Raw genomic sequence first — 14,278 nt, forward strand, 5'->3', positions numbered from 1 at the left:
GTTAGCTGTTCACCCGGCCGAGGTACTCACCGGTGCGGGTGTCGACCTTGATCTTCTCGCCCGTCGTGATGAACAGCGGGACGCCGATCTCGTAGCCGGTCTCGAGCGTGGCGGGCTTGCTGCCGCCCGTCGAGCGGTCGCCTTGGACGCCCGGCTCGGTGTGCTGGATGACCAGCTCCACGGCGGCCGGAAGCTCGACGTAGAGCACCTCGCCCTCGTGGGTGGCGACGCTGGCGGTGAAGCCCTCGATCAGGAAGTTGGCGGCGCTGCCGACGGACTTGCGGTCCACCATCAGCTGGTCATACGTCTGCATGTCCATGAAGACGAAGTATTCGCCGTCCATGTACGAGAACTGCATGTCTCGACGGTCGACGGTGGCCGTCTCGACCTTCACACCGGCGTTGAACGTCTTGTCGACGACCTTGCCGGAGAGCACGTTCTTGAGCTTGGTGCGCACGAAGGCAGGGCCCTTGCCGGGCTTGACGTGCTGGAACTCGACGACGGACCAGAGCTGGCCCCCGTCGAGCTTGAGCACCATGCCGTTCTTGAGGTCGTTCGTGGAAGCCACGGTTGCGGAATCTCCTGGACTGAAGCTGGCGGGACCACGGCGCGCGCTCGTGCTAGAGAGCGAGCAGTTCCTTGGTCGTGATGGTGAGTAGCTCGGGTCCGCCGTCCGCCTCGGGGCGTACGACGAGCGTGTCATCGATCCGGACTCCGCCCCGGCCCGGGAGGTGAACCCCCGGTTCGACGGTGACCGGCACACAAGCGTCCAGTTTACCCATGGCAGAAGGTGCCAACTGCGGGTCCTCGTCGATTTCGAGTCCTACACCGTGTCCGGTCGAGGGTGCGAGCCGTTCTCCGTGGCCCGCGGAGTCGAGCACCTGACGGGCCGCACGGTCCACATCACGGTATGCGGCGCCCGGCGCCAGGGCCTCGCGGCCGGCCCGCTGAGCGGCGAAGACGACGTCGTACAGCTCGATCTGCCAGTCCGCGGGGGTCGTGCCGATGACGAACGTACGGCCGATCTCGCACCGGTACCCGCGGTAATTGGCACCGAGGCAGACCGAGAGGAAGTCGCCCTCCTCGACGCGCCGGTCGGACGGCCGGTGGCCGCCGCGGCCCGAGTTCGGCCCGGTCGCGACGGAGGTCGGGAAGGCCGGACCGTCCGCGCCGTGGTCGACGAGCCGGCGCTCCAGCTCCAGCGCCAGATGGCGCTCGGTGCGGCCCACCAGGATGGATTCGAGCAGCTCGCTCAGGGCCTGGTCGCTGATCTCGGCCGCGATGCGGAGGCAGGCGATCTCCTCCTCGTCCTTGATGATCCGCTGCTGTTCGACCGCCTGACCGAGATCGGCGAGCCGCAGCCGGGGCGCCACCGAGCCGAGCGCGTGGTAACGCGCGACGGTCAGGTGGTGCTCCTCCACGGCGAGGGACTCGGCTCCGGTGGCGGCGGCCGTGTCCGCGCCCGCGACCGCCGGGTCCCCGTCCGGTGCGGGCAGGACGGTGAGCCGCAGCTGCTCGTCGAGCCGGCCTTCGGACGGGTCACCCGTCGGCGTACCGGCGCAGAGCAGGACGTCCTCGGCCGGGCCGACGAGCAGTACGGCCCCGTGCGGCGAGGCGCCCGCGAGGTAGCGGACGTTCGCGGGGCGGGAGATCAGTGCGGCTGTACTGCCGGCGGCGGCGCAACGGTCGCGCAGCTGGCCGCGGCGGGCCGCGTACACCTCTGACATGTGACGAGCCTACGAGCCCCGGCCGGAACCGGCCCGGTCAGCGCGTCCGGACGGGCGGCGGGGCGGCCCGCGCGGCGGCCCCGGCTTACCAGCTGGGCGGGGAGGCGATGGCTCGGGCGAGGACGTCGTCGAGCACCCGGGCGGTGGTCTCGACGTCGTACTTCGAGTTATCGATGATCGGCAGCCCCGAGCCGTACCACCCGGCCATCCGGCCGTGGATACGGGCGACCTCCTCGTCGCTGAGGCGCCGGTTGCCGCTGCGCTCGGCGTTGCGCTCGAGGACGATCTCCAGGCCGGGGAGGAGGACGACGGGCAGCAGGCCCGGACCGACATGGCGCTTCCAGCCGCCGAGTCCGACGACCGGGCGGTCCGGGAAGACCGCGTCGTCGAGGATGCAGGAGATCCCGTTGGCCAGGAAGTTCCGGGCGGCGAAGCCGCAGGTGCGGCGGGCCAGCCGGTACTGCGCCTCGGAATGGTCGTTCCAGCCGGCCTGCGGGTCGGCGAAGCCGGAGCAGACCCATTCACGGACGTCGTCGAGGCTGATGTGGGCGGTCGGAACCTGGCGGCTCCTGGCCCAGTGCTTGGCGACCGTGGTCTTGCCGGCTCCGGCGGGACCGATCAGCAGGACCGCGAGCATGGTCCCCCCGGTGTCGGCGTGCGTGGGCCCGGCAGGCGCGGCGGGTATGGGTACGGGACCGCCTGGCGGCAACGGAATATGCCCGGTGGTGTCCCGGCCCGGAGACGCGGCGGAAGCGTGCGGAACGGACCGGCCCCACCCAGGCGCGGCCGGACCCTGCGGATGGCCCGAGGACGCCGGCCCCTGCGCCGAAGGCGGCCCCGGGTGGTGACCTGCGGGCGGGCCTTGCGGCACGGGCAGGCGCGAGTCTCGACCCGCGGGCGGCGGCCCCTGCGGCGCGGGCGGCCCCGGGTGGTGGCCTGCGGGCGGCGGCCCCTGCGGCGCGAGCCGGCTCGGGTGGTGGGACGGGGGCTGCGGGCCCTGCGGGCTGGGCCATTCTGCGGGCTTGCTCTGCCCCTGGCCGTGGGGTGGTGGCAGCGGAGCCCCCACTGCTTGCTGCATCCGGTGCCACTCCGTCTCGTACAGGCAACTGGCGCTGACAGGGCAGGTCTTCCCCCATGGGCACCCTGCGCCTGCTACCGAACGGTATCTCCCCCGCCCGCCGTTCAGTGAACGGGCGGGGAAGCGCAATGGTGCCCGGTCAGCCGGACAGTTCGTCCGCGAGGGCGCGCAGCGCCAGCCGGTACGAGCCGATTCCGAAGCCGGCGACCGTGCCGCTCGCGACGGCCGCGACCACCGACGTGTGGCGGAACTCCTCACGCGCGTACGGATTCGAGATGTGCACCTCGATCAACGGCGCGGTGCGCTGAGCGGCCGCGTCCCGCATTCCGTACGAGTAGTGAGTGAACGCCCCCGGGTTGAGAATGACCGGAATTGATTGGTCCGCCGCCTCGTGGAGCCAGCGGATCATCTGCCCCTCGTCGTTCGTCTCCCGCACCTCGACCTCGAAGCCGAGCTCCTTGCCGAGCGTCTGGCAGGCGTCGACGAGGCCCGCGTACGAAGTGGCCCCGTACACATCGGGCTCGCGCGAACCGAGCCGCCCCAGGTTCGGCCCGTTGAGCACGAACACCCGTCGCGTCACTTGGACACCTCGCCATAGGCGGCCAGCAGCACCGCGGGGTCCGGGCCTTCGAGCACCGTCGGCTTTGCGAGACCGTCGAGGACGATGAAGCGCAGCAGGTCGCCTCGCGACTTCTTGTCGACCTTCATGTTCTCCAGCAGCTTGGGCCACTGGTCGCCGCGGTAGGTGAGCGGCAGCCCGACCGACTCCAGGACCGCACGGTGCCGGTCTGCCGTCGCGTCGTCGAGCCGGCCGGCCAGCCGGCCGAGTTCGGCCGCGAAGACCATGCCGATCGAGACGGCCGCGCCGTGCCGCCAGTTGTAGCGCTCGTTCTTCTCGATCGCGTGGGCCAGCGTGTGCCCGTAGTTGAGGATCTCGCGCAGACCGGATTCCTTGAGGTCGCTGGAGACGACCTCGGCCTTGACCCGGATGGATCGCTCGATCAGCTCGGCGGTGTGCGGTCCGGCGGGCGTACGGGCCGCCGCCGGGTCCGCCTCGATCAGTTCGAGGATCGCCGGGTCGGCGATGAAGCCGGCCTTGATGATCTCGGCGAGGCCGCTGATGTAGTCGTTGACCGGCAGCGAGTCCAGCGCGGCCAGGTCGCAGAGCACTCCGGCCGGCGGGTGGAACGCACCGACGAGGTTCTTGCCCTCCGCGGTGTTGATGCCGGTCTTGCCGCCGACCGCCGCGTCCACCATGGCGAGCACAGTGGTCGGTACGGCGATCCAGCGCACGCCGCGCAGCCAGGTCGCGGCGACGAAGCCCGCCAGGTCAGTGGTGGCACCGCCGCCGACGCCGACGATCACATCGGTACGGGTGAAGCCGGTCTGCCCGAGCGCCTTCCAGCAGTACGCCGCGACCTCGACGGTCTTGGCCTCCTCCGCGTTGGGCAGCTGGATCGCGATGGCATCGAGGCCCTGCGACGCCAGGTCCGCGCGGATCGCCTCGCCGGTCTCGGCGAGCGCCTCCGGGTGCAGTACCGCGACCCTCCCCCTGCCTGCGGCGGGGGGACCCCCAGCCTTGGGCCCGATCAGGCCGGGAAGCTCGCCGAGCAGCTGCCGGCCGACGAGCACCTCGTACGGGTCGGCTCCCTCGGTGCCGCCGACCTGGATGCGCGTGGGCGTGTTGTCATCGGTCATGCGTCCGTCGGTCATGCGTCCTTCAACTCCAGTGCGTCGAGGACCGCTTGTGCGACCTCTTCGGGGGTGCGCTCGTCGGTGGCGACGACGGCGCGGGCCACCTGGTTGTAGAGCGGGCGCCGCTGCTCCATCAACTGGCGCCACTGCTGGCGCGGGTTGACGGCGAGCAGCGGACGGGCGGTGTTCAGGCCGACCCGCCTGACCGCCTCGTTGACTTCCACGTCGAGGAAGACGACCGGCAGTCCGGTCAGCAGCTCTCGGGTGGACGGGTCGAGGATCGCCCCGCCGCCGAGCGCCAGCACACCCGTGTGCTCCTCGACCGCGCTGCGTACGGCCTGCCGCTCGCGCTCGCGGAAGTACGCCTCGCCCTCCTCCACGAAGATGTCCGAGATCGGCCGGCCCTCGGCCGCCACGATGTCGGCGTCGGTGTCCCGGTAGGCGGCGCCGAGCCGCACGGCCAGCTGCTCGCCCACCGTGGACTTGCCGACGCCCATCGGCCCGACCAGAACAACCAGCGGAGCGCTCATCGGATCCCGAGGTTCTCGAGGAAGGACTGGACGTTGCGGCGGGTCTCGGGCACCGAGTCGCCGCCGAACTTCTCGGCCACCGCGTCGGCCAGCACCAGGGCGACCATGGCCTCGGCGACGATGCCCGCCGCCGGCACGGCGCACACGTCCGAGCGCTGGTGGTGGGCCTGGGCCGCCTCGCCGGTGGACACGTCGACCGTGGCCAGCGCGCGCGGCACGGTCGCGATGGGCTTCATGGCGGCCCGTACGCGCAGCAGCTCACCGGTGGTCAGACCGCCCTCGGTGCCGCCGGAGCGGCCGGAGGTACGGCGGATGCCGTCCGCGGTGGTGACGATCTCGTCGTGCGCCTTGGAGCCCGGCACCCGGGCCAGTTCGAAGCCGTCGCCGACCTCGACACCCTTGATGGCCTGGATGCCCATGAGGGCGGCCGCCAGCCGGGCGTCCAGGCGCCGGTCCCAGTGCACGTGCGAGCCGAGGCCCACCGGCACGCCGTACGCCAGCACCTCCACGACACCGCCGAGCGTGTCGCCGTCCGTGTGGGCCTGGTCGATCTCCGCGACCATCGCCTTGCTCGCGTCCGCGTCCAGGCAGCGCACCGGGTCCGCGTCGAGCTTCTCGACGTCCGCCGGGACGGGGTAGACGCCGTACGGGGCCTTGGCCGCGGCCAGCTCCACGACGTGCGAGACGATCTCGATCCCGGCCGTCTCCTTGAGGTACGAACGGGCGACCGCGCCCAGTGCGACCCGGGCCGCCGTCTCGCGGGCACTCGCGCGCTCCAGGATCGGCCGGGCCTCGTCGAAGCCGTACTTCTGCATGCCGGCGAGGTCGGCGTGGCCGGGGCGGGGGCGGGTCAGCGGGGCGTTGCGCGCGAGACCGGCGAGGATCTCGGGGTCGACCGGGTCGGCCGCCATGACCTGTTCCCACTTGGGCCACTCGGTGTTGCCCACCATGACCGCGACGGGGGAACCGAGGCTCAGTCCGTGCCGCACGCCGCCGAGGAAGGTGACCTCGTCCTGCTCGAACTTCATCCGCGCGCCACGGCCGTAGCCGAGACGCCGCCGGGCAAGCGCGTCCGCCACCATCTCGGTGGTGATCGGTACGCCGGCGGGGAGACCCTCCAGCGTCGCGACGAGTGCGGGGCCGTGCGACTCTCCCGCGGTCAGCCAGCGCAACCTGCTCAACGGTGCTCCTCATGTTCGCGCCTGGAACTGCGACGACGCGACCGGGTGCGCGGCCCTGGCCCGCCACCACTGATCCTCCCACGTCCGGGCCCATGTCCCGGCCGCCGGTCCAGCAATCGGACGCCGGTGGACCCCGCCGGGTCAGCCGGAGTCGCCGTCGCGGCGCACGGCGAGCCTGCGCGAACGCCGGAGATCTTGGCGCCGATGGTCTAGCGGGCTTCGAGCGCCTGTTCGCCTGCCCTGCGCAGCGCGGCGAGCGGCACGGGAGTCCGGCCCGTCATCTGCTCGACCTGAAGCACCGCCTGGTGGACCAGCAGGTCGAGCCCGCCGACCACCGCACCGCCCCGCTCCGCCCAGGCCGCCGCCAGTGCGGTCGGCCACGGGTCGTACAGCACGTCGAACAGCGTGCCGGGAGCGTCCGGGACCGCCGCGGACAGGGCGTCGGTCGTCCCGGCCGGCGTGGTGGCGATGACCAGCGGGGTACGGAGGGCCTCGGCGGCGTCCGCCCAGTCGGCCGTACGCACGCCGACCCCGAGCCGCTCGCCCCACTGCCGCATCTCCTCGGCGCGGGCCCGGCTGCGTACGTACGCGGTGACCTCGCCCGTACAGATGCGGGAGAGCGCGGCCAGCGCGGAGGAGGCGGTGGCGCCGGCGCCCAGGACGGCGGCGGCCTCGACCTTCTCCACGCCGCGCTCGCGCAGCGCGGCGATCATGCCGGGGATGTCCGTGTTGTCGCCGACCCGCCGGCCGTCCTCGGTGAGGACGACCGTGTTGACCGCCTCGACGGAGGCGGCGGTGTCACTGATGCCGTCGAGCAGCGGGATGACCGCGCGCTTGAGCGGCATGGTCAGCGACAGCCCTGCCCAGGTCTCGTCGAGCCGCTCGAAGAAGCCGGGGAGGCCGGCCTCGTCGACTTCGAAGCGGTCGTACGACCAGTCGGTGAGCCCGAGCTCCGCGTACGCGGCGCGGTGCAGCACCGGCGAGAGCGAGTGGGCGATCGGCGAGCCCAGTACGGCGGCTCGGTGACGTGACATGGATCTAGTCGCCATTCTTCTGCCGCTCGTTGAATTGATCGACGAGCTTCTCGTGCTCAGCCAGCGTCTTGGTGAACTTCGTCGTCTGTCCGTCGACGGACACGAAGAACATCCAGCCGCCCTTGTCCGGCGCCAGCGCGGCGGTCAGCGCGTCCTCGCCCGGGTTTCCGATCGGCCCGGGAGTCAGACCCTTGTAGAAGTACGTGTTGTACGGGTCGTCGTGGCCCCGGATCTCCTCGATGGAGATATTGATTTTGCTCTGGTTCTTCAGGTAATTGAACGAGGAGTCGAATTCGAGCTTCCGGTTTGTGACCGTGTTCGCCGGCTTGAGCCGGTTGTAGACGACCGCGGACATCTTCTTGAAGTCGTCGTGGGTCATCCCCTCGGCCTGGACGAGGCTGGCGACCGTGATGACCTGGAGCGGAGAGTCGAGACCGAGAGCCGTGGCCTTCGCCTCGAGATTCAGGGCCCCGTACTTCTCATTGGCGCGGGCGACCATCTGCTGGAGCACCTTCTCCGGCTTCGTCGATTTGCCGACGTCGTAGCGGGAGGGGAAGAGGAAGCCTTCCAGCGGGTCCTTGATCTTGGAATTGTCGTCCGCCCACGAGGGCAGCCCGAGATTCTTCACCTGGGACGTCGCCACACCCTTGGTGGTGCCGGCCTTGAGGCCCAGTTGTTTGTCGATCGCCGCGTAGACCTGGACGTTCCGCATGCCTTCGCGAATGATCAGACCACTGCGACTGGCCGGATCGATCATGAGCGCGACAGCCGCGCCGGCCGACATCTCCTTCTTGAGCGTGTAGACGCCCGGCTGGATGAGCTTGCCGTCCGGATGCCCCGTCTGAGCCGCGACGAAGGCGCCGACGCTTTTCACGACCCCCTTCTGCTTCAGGATGTTGCCGATGTCGGTGCCGCTCGCGCCGCTGGGGATCTCGACCTCGACCTGCCCCCTGCCCTCGCCCGCGAAGTCCTCCGCCGGGCCGAATCGGTCCTGCCAGAACTGGTAGCCGTAGTAGGATACTCCGCCGAACCCGCCCACCAGTACGACCGCGACCATCAGGCAGGCGCAGCCGTTGCGGCGTTTCGGTTTGGACTTGCCCCGGCGTTCGCCGCCGCCCCGGCCGCGGCGCCTCTCGCGCGGGTCGTCGTCGTACTCGCCGTCGTCGTCCCGGCCGTCGCCGCCCGCGAAGAACGCGTGCTCCGGCTCATCGGGCTCGTTCGGCTGCGACTCGGGACTCTGTTCCGGCATGTGGGGCCGGCGGCCGGGGGGCTGCGGCGGCGGGTACGCGTCCGGGGTGCCGTACAGGTCGGGCGTCTCGCCCGGGTAACCACCGGGCTGCTGGGTGTACGGGTCGGCCGCGCCGGCGCCGTAGGGGACGGCGGCCGGGTTCTGGCCGGTCTCCCAGCCGCCGTTGTACTGCTGGTTCTGCTGCTGCCCGGGATACTGCTGGGCCTGCCGGCCCTGGTACGGGGGGGCTTGCTGCCCGGGGTACGGACCCTGCTGGCCGGGGTACTGGCCCTGCGGGTCTCCGTACTGCGGCTGCTGAGGATACTGCTGCTGCGGCCGGCCGCCGTACGGACTCCGGCCGTCATCGGCCTGCCCTCTCCATCCCAGGTCCCCGTACAACGGGTCCTCGGGATGCCACGGTTCGGAGCCTTGGCCCCGGCCATACTCAGTCATCGATCCCCTAGAGCCGCGAGACGGCGGCCGCTGGGCACTTCTGCCACGGCTTCCGGTCCACCTCATTCGTATGCGGCGGCTGTTCGAACACCGCCGCATCGCGCGGAACGTTACCGTATCGCGATCAGACAACCACTTCGACGCCCTCGCCGGGAGCCGTGCCTGACGCCCGTTCGGACTCCAGAGCGTTCTGAAGGATCACCACAGCGGCAGCCTGGTCGATGACAGACCGGCCCTTCTTGGACTTCACGCCCGAAGCGCGCAGCCCCTGACTGGCCGTCACTGTGGTCATCCTCTCGTCCACCAGTCGTACGGGAACCGGTTGGATGCCCCGGGCCAACTCCTGGGCGAACGCCCGGACCTTGACCGCGGCCGGGCCCTCCCCGCCGCTGAGCGAGCGGGGCAGGCCGACCACGACCTCGATGGGTTCGTACTCCTCGACGAGCTGCCGCAGCCGCCGGTGGGCGGCCGGGACGTCGCGTCCCGGCACGGTCTCCACCGGCGTGGCGAGGACCCCGGAGGGGTCGCACGAGGCGACCCCGATCCGGGCGTCCCCGACGTCGATCGCGAGCCGGCGACCGATGCGCATCGCCACGGTCACGCCGTCTCGACGACGAGGCGCTCGACGGCGGCCACGGCATCGCCGATGGCCTCCGGGTTCTGGCCACCGCCCTGGGCCACGTCCGGCTTGCCGCCACCGCCGCCGCCGAGGGTCTTGGCGGCCGTACGGACCAGGTCGCCCGCCTTGAGGCCGCGCTCGCGGGCGGCCTCGTTGGTGGCGATCACGGTCAGCGGACGGCCGCCCGCGGTGGTGAACAGGGCCACGACGGCCGGGCGGTCGCCGGCGATGCGTCCCCGGACGTCCAGGACGAGCCTGCGCAGGTCGTCGGCGCCGGTGCCGTCGGGCACCTGGCCGGTGACAACGGCGATGCCGCGTACGTCCTTGGCGCCCGCGGCCAGACCGGCGGCGGCCTGGAGGACCTTCTCCGCGCGGAACTTCTCGATCTCCTTCTCGGCGTCCTTGAGCTTGGCGAGCATCCCGGAGACCTTCTCCGGCAGCTCCTCCGGACGGCCCTTGACCAGCTCCTGGAGCTGGGCGACCACCGTGTGCTCGCGGGCGAGGAAGTGGTACGCGTCCACGCCTACCAGGGCCTCGATACGCCGTACACCCGAGCCGATGGAGGACTCGCCGAGCAGCTTCACCAGGCCCAGCTGGGCGGTGTTGTGGACGTGCGTGCCGCCGCACAGCTCCTTGGAGAAGTCGCCGATGGTGACCACGCGCACGCGCTCGCCGTACTTCTCGCCGAACTCGGCGATGGCGCCCTGCTTCCTGGCGTCGTCGATGCTCATGACCTCGGCCTGGACGTCGAGCTCACGCGCGAGGACTTCGTTGATCTTCTGCTCGACATCGGTGAGGACCGTGCCGGGGACGGCGTTCGGCGAGCCGAAGTCGAAGCGGAAGCGGCCGGGCGAGTTCTCCGAGCCGGCCTGGGCGGCCGTCGGTCCGAGAGCGTCACGCAGCGCCTGGTGGGTGAGGTGGGTGGCGCTGTGGGCGCGGGCGATGGCGCGGCGGCGGCGGATGTCGATGGCGGCGTAGGCGGGGGCGCCGACCGTCACCTCACCGACCTGGACCGAGCCCTTGTGCACGCTGACACCGGGGACCGGCTGCTGGACGTCGCGGATCTGGATGACGGCGCCGGAGTCGAGCCTGATCCGGCCCTGGTCGGCGAGCTGGCCGCCGCCCTCGGCGTAGAACGGGGTGCGGTCGAGGACGACCTCGACCTCGTCGCCCTCGGTGGCGGCCGGCGACGGCACACCGTCGACGAGCAGGCCGACGATGGTCGACTCGCCCTCGGTGTGGGTGTAGCCGGTGAACTCGGTGGAGCCGGAGCTGTCGGCGACCTCGCGGTACGCGGACAGGTCGGCGTGGCCGGTCTTCTTGGCCCTGGCGTCGGCCTTGGCCTTGTCCCGCTGGTCCTTCATCAGGCGGCGGAAGCCGTCCTCGTCCACCGACAGGCCCTGCTCGGCGGCCATCTCCAGGGTGAGGTCGATCGGGAAGCCCCAGGTGTCGTGGAGCAGAAACGCCTTGTCGCCGGCGAGGACCGTGCCGCCGGCGGCCTTGGTCTCGGTGACGGCGGTGTCGAGGATGTTGGTGCCGCTCTTGAGGGCCTTGAGGAAGGCGGCCTCCTCGGCGAGAGCAACGGTCTCGATGCGCTTGCGCTCGGTGATCAGCTCCGGGTACTGCTCGCCCATCGACGTGATGACGGTGTCGACGAGCTCGCCGACGACCGGGCCGGTGGCGCCCATCAGGCGCATGTTGCGGATGGCGCGGCGCATGATGCGGCGCAGGACGTAACCACGGCCCTCGTTGCCGGGGGCGACGCCGTCGCCGATGAGCATCACGGACGTACGGATGTGGTCGGACACGACCCGCAGTGAAACGTCCGAGCCGTGCTCGGCGCCGTACCGGACGCCGGTCAGCTCGGTGGCCTTGTCGATGACGACGCGCAGGGTGTCGGTCTCGTACATGTTCTGTACGCCCTGCAGGATCATCGCGAGACGCTCGAGGCCCAGACCCGTGTCGATGTTCTTCGACGGCAGGTCGCCGAGGATCGGGAAGTCCTCCTTGCCCTCGCCGGCGCCGCGCTCGTACTGCATGAAGACCAGGTTCCAGATCTCCACGTACCGCTCGTCGTTGACGGCCGGGCCGCCCTCGACGCCGAAGTCGGGGCCTCGGTCGTAGTTGATCTCGGAGCAGGGTCCGCAGGGGCCGGGGACGCCCATGGACCAGAAGTTGTCCTTCTTGCCCAGGCGCTGGATGCGCTCGGCCGGGACACCGATGACCTCGCGCCAGATCTGCTCGGCCTCGTCGTCGTCGAGGTAGACCGTGATCCAGAGGCGCTCGGGGTCGAGCCCGTAGCCACCGTCCGCCACGGAGCTGGTGAGCAGCTCCCAGGCGTACTTGATGGCGCCTTCCTTGAAGTAGTCCCCGAAGGAGAAGTTGCCGCACATCTGGAAGAACGTGCCGTGGCGGGTGGTCTTGCCGACCTCTTCGATGTCCGGCGTACGGACGCACTTCTGCACGCTGGTGGCGCGCGGGGCGGGCGGCTTGGCCTCGCCGAGGAAGTACGGCTTGAAGGGGACCATGCCCGCGTTGACCAGCAGCAGAGTCGGGTCGTCCGCGATCAGCGAGGCCGACGGCACGACCTTGTGGCCGCGCTCCTCGAAGAAGCTCAGCCAGCGGCGGCGGATTTCAGCCGACTCCATCAGTGGTCCTCATTCCGGTTGTACTTGTACGAGTTCTTCGTCTTCGGGTGCTTCGGGTGACTCGAGTAGTCGATGGCGGCGACGCGGCGCGGCGCGTCGAGCTCATGCACGTCGGGGGCCTGCAGGCCCAGCGCGTCATTGAGCTCGTCCTCGCGCTGCGCCATTCCCGCCCTGACGTCGAGCGCGAAGTCCTTGAGCCGGTGGCCCGCCTCGATCGCCTTGTCCGCGGCCTGCGCGGCGAGGCTCTCGGGCGTCAGCTGCCTGAGCTTGCGGTTGACCTTGGTGGTGGCCCACACGCCGGCTGCTGCGCCTGCGGTGAACCAGAACGTACGGCGGAACATCGCTGCGTCAGTCCTTCGATCCGCGGGAGCCTCGGCCGGTCCTCTTCGCCCGCCGGGCCGACGGCACGGTGCGGCCGACGATCACCGTACGACGGGACGGCTGCGGCGGCACCTCTTTACGGCCCAGCGCTCTGCGTACGCCGTATCCGAAGGCGGCGACCTTGACCAGCGGGCCGCCGAAGGTGGAGGCCACCGTGGTGGAGAGCGCCGAGGCGTTGGAGGTGACTTCCTGGACGTCGGTGGCGATGGCGTCGACCCGGTCGAGCTGGGTCTGCGCGGAGCGCACCGTGGCGGAGGCGTCGGCGAGCAGCGGGACGGCCTGTTCGGTCACGTCCGCCACCAGCTTGGTGGTCGCCTTGAGCGTCTGGGCCAGCCTCACCAGCACCACGGCGAGGAACGAGACCAGGATCGCCCAGAAGACGGCCACAAGGATCCCGGCCACCTCTCCACCGGACACGTTGCACCGCTCCCTGCACGTCGAAGTCGTCACCCGACCCTATCGCGCCGCGGGTCGGGGACCGTACCGCATTACCGCGGTGAGCGGCGGCAGTTGTCCGGTTGGATTGTACGCAGTGCGCACGCACCAGTACGCTCCGTGTCCCATGCGAAGGACTAACCTCCCTGCCGAACTGAACGCGTTCGTGGGCCGCCGGACAGAACTGGCGCTGCTGGGGCCGCATCTGGAGGAGTCCCGGCTGGTCACGGTGACCGGGGTGGGCGGCGTGGGTAAGTCGCGCTTTCGCCGTCCGGGCCGCCTGTGACCTGCAGGAACGCTACTGCGACGGGGTCTGGCCGGCCGAGCTGTCGGCGGTCCGCGACGAGGCGCTGCTCGACCACGCGCTGTTCCGTACTGGTCGACCATCGTGCCGGGCGTGAACTCCTGCTCGTGCTCGACGGTTTCGCCTCGACGGGATCCCGCTCGCCCTGGAGTTGGCCGCGGGCCGGCTGCGGACCTTGTCGGTCGAGCAGGTGCTGGAACGGCTGGGCGACCGCTTCCAGCTGCTCACCGGCGGCAGCCAGGGCGCGCTGCCGCGCCATCAAGCGCTGCGTACGACGATCGGCTGGAGTCATGAGCTGTGCGCGCCTGGGGAGCGGCTGCTGTGGGCGCGGCTGTCGGTGTTCGCCGGGCAGTTCGACCTGGATGCCGCCGAGTACGTGTGCAGCGGAGCCGACCTGCCGGCGGACAGCGTCCTCGATGTGCTGGGTGAGCTGCTCGCGCAGTCCCAGCTGGTCCGGCAGGACTCTCCCACGGGGGTCCGGTACCGGATGCTCGACACCGTCAGGGCGTACCGAGCGGGCTGGCTGGAGGCGCTGGGCGACGCCGCTCGTATGGGCGCAGGCATCCACGATCTGGTGGGCCTGGTGCTGGCGATTGACTGCTGGCCCTGGTGACGGCCGGCGAGGGCGACCCGTCGGAGGCCGCGGTGCTGCAGGGCGCCGCCGAGCCGATCTGGGACTCGGTCGGCCTGCCGCTGTTCGGTTCGGGCTATTTCAGCTCACCGCGGGCCCAGTGCGAGCAGCAGGCCGGCCGGCTCCTCGGGGCCGAGCGGTACGCGGAGTGTGTGCGGGAGGGCCGCGCGATGGGGCTGGAGTCGCTGGTGGAGCGGGCGCTGCGGGTGAAGAGACCGCCGACCGCACCGGCCCAAGTGGTGCGTGGCGGCCACGCAGGCATGCCCCCGCAAACGCGGAAGCCCGCCGGCTCCCCCTCCGCACAGGGCGGCGGGGAGACGGCGGGCTGACCAGC

At 71.0% G+C, this 14,278-nt stretch carries 13 protein-coding genes and 1 pseudogene; 1 reads left to right on the forward strand and 13 read right to left on the reverse strand.

Going from position 1 to position 14,278, the window contains the following annotated elements:
• Position 1: 1 nt before the first annotated feature.
• The 13 genes from efp to NLX86_RS02530 form a co-directional block, all read right to left on the reverse strand.
• A complete protein-coding gene (efp, locus tag NLX86_RS02470; RefSeq protein WP_254369881.1) occupies positions 2-568 on the reverse strand; it encodes an elongation factor P in 567 nt (188 codons plus the stop codon).
• A gap of 52 nt (positions 569-620) precedes the next feature.
• Positions 621-1,727, reverse strand: a complete 1,107-nt coding sequence (locus tag NLX86_RS02475; protein ID WP_254369882.1) for an aminopeptidase P family protein — start codon at positions 1,725-1,727, stop codon at positions 621-623.
• Positions 1,728-1,812: 85 nt separating this feature from the next.
• A complete protein-coding gene (locus NLX86_RS02480; protein ID WP_254369883.1) occupies positions 1,813-2,805 on the reverse strand; it encodes an AAA family ATPase in 993 nt (330 codons plus the stop codon).
• Positions 2,806-2,944: 139 nt separating this feature from the next.
• Positions 2,945-3,385, reverse strand: coding sequence for a type II 3-dehydroquinate dehydratase (gene aroQ, locus NLX86_RS02485; RefSeq protein WP_254369884.1), 441 nt, complete (start codon positions 3,383-3,385; stop codon positions 2,945-2,947).
• Positions 3,382-4,518 (reverse strand): 3-dehydroquinate synthase, encoded by a 1,137-nt coding sequence (gene aroB / locus NLX86_RS02490; RefSeq protein WP_374213819.1) that lies wholly within the window; start codon positions 4,516-4,518, stop codon positions 3,382-3,384. The genes aroQ and aroB overlap by 4 nt, the downstream gene beginning before the upstream one ends.
• A complete protein-coding gene (locus tag NLX86_RS02495; protein ID WP_254369885.1) occupies positions 4,515-5,030 on the reverse strand; it encodes a shikimate kinase in 516 nt (171 codons plus the stop codon). Before NLX86_RS02495 ends, aroB begins: the two co-directional genes overlap by 4 nt.
• Positions 5,027-6,211, reverse strand: coding sequence for a chorismate synthase (gene aroC / locus NLX86_RS02500; protein ID WP_254369886.1), 1,185 nt, complete (start codon positions 6,209-6,211; stop codon positions 5,027-5,029). The genes NLX86_RS02495 and aroC overlap by 4 nt, the downstream gene beginning before the upstream one ends.
• Before the next feature lie 209 nt (positions 6,212-6,420).
• Positions 6,421-7,245 (reverse strand): shikimate dehydrogenase, encoded by an 825-nt coding sequence (locus tag NLX86_RS02505; RefSeq protein WP_254369887.1) that lies wholly within the window; start codon positions 7,243-7,245, stop codon positions 6,421-6,423.
• A 4-nt stretch (positions 7,246-7,249) separates the two neighbouring features.
• Positions 7,250-8,926: an endolytic transglycosylase MltG gene (gene mltG, locus NLX86_RS02510; protein ID WP_254369888.1), complete on the reverse strand. Its 1,677-nt coding sequence runs from the start codon at positions 8,924-8,926 to the stop codon at positions 7,250-7,252.
• Positions 8,927-9,050: 124 nt separating this feature from the next.
• Positions 9,051-9,515 (reverse strand): Holliday junction resolvase RuvX, encoded by a 465-nt coding sequence (gene ruvX / locus NLX86_RS02515; protein ID WP_254369889.1) that lies wholly within the window; start codon positions 9,513-9,515, stop codon positions 9,051-9,053.
• Positions 9,516-9,523: 8 nt separating this feature from the next.
• Complete coding sequence (gene alaS, locus NLX86_RS02520; protein WP_254369890.1) at positions 9,524-12,193, reverse strand: alanine--tRNA ligase; 2,670 nt, start codon at positions 12,191-12,193, stop codon at positions 9,524-9,526.
• On the reverse strand, positions 12,193-12,534 hold the full coding sequence (locus NLX86_RS02525) for a DUF6167 family protein (protein ID WP_254369891.1): 342 nt from the start codon (positions 12,532-12,534) through the stop codon (positions 12,193-12,195). Before NLX86_RS02525 ends, alaS begins: the two co-directional genes overlap by 1 nt.
• A gap of 7 nt (positions 12,535-12,541) precedes the next feature.
• Complete coding sequence (locus tag NLX86_RS02530) at positions 12,542-12,991, reverse strand: DUF948 domain-containing protein (RefSeq protein ID WP_254369892.1); 450 nt, start codon at positions 12,989-12,991, stop codon at positions 12,542-12,544.
• 145 nt (positions 12,992-13,136) lie between these two features.
• On the opposite strand from NLX86_RS02530, the pseudogene NLX86_RS02535 reads away from it, so the two are divergent.
• A pseudogene (locus tag NLX86_RS02535) lies at positions 13,137-14,273 on the forward strand (hypothetical protein).
• Positions 14,274-14,278: the final 5 nt, after the last annotated feature.

This window comes from Streptomyces sp. A3M-1-3, assembly GCF_024213665.1.
Taxonomy (GTDB): Bacteria; Actinomycetota; Actinomycetes; order Streptomycetales; family Streptomycetaceae; genus Streptomyces.

Coding starts and splice junctions, on each gene's coding strand:
- NLX86_RS02475 (WP_254369882.1), bottom strand. CDS start 1,727: ATGTCAGAGGTGTACGCGGCCCGCCGCGGCCAGCTGCGCGACCGTTGC.
- NLX86_RS02480 (WP_254369883.1), bottom strand. CDS start 2,805: ATGCAGCAAGCAGTGGGGGCTCCGCTGCCACCACCCCACGGCCAGGGG.
- aroB (WP_374213819.1), bottom strand. CDS start 4,518: ATGACCGACGGACGCATGACCGATGACAACACGCCCACGCGCATCCAG.
- NLX86_RS02495 (WP_254369885.1), bottom strand. CDS start 5,030: ATGAGCGCTCCGCTGGTTGTTCTGGTCGGGCCGATGGGCGTCGGCAAG.
- NLX86_RS02505 (WP_254369887.1), bottom strand. CDS start 7,245: ATGTCACGTCACCGAGCCGCCGTACTGGGCTCGCCGATCGCCCACTCG.
- mltG (WP_254369888.1), bottom strand. CDS start 8,926: ATGACTGAGTATGGCCGGGGCCAAGGCTCCGAACCGTGGCATCCCGAG.
- ruvX (WP_254369889.1), bottom strand. CDS start 9,515: ATGCGCATCGGTCGCCGGCTCGCGATCGACGTCGGGGACGCCCGGATC.
- alaS (WP_254369890.1), bottom strand. CDS start 12,193: ATGGAGTCGGCTGAAATCCGCCGCCGCTGGCTGAGCTTCTTCGAGGAG.
- NLX86_RS02525 (WP_254369891.1), bottom strand. CDS start 12,534: ATGTTCCGCCGTACGTTCTGGTTCACCGCAGGCGCAGCAGCCGGCGTG.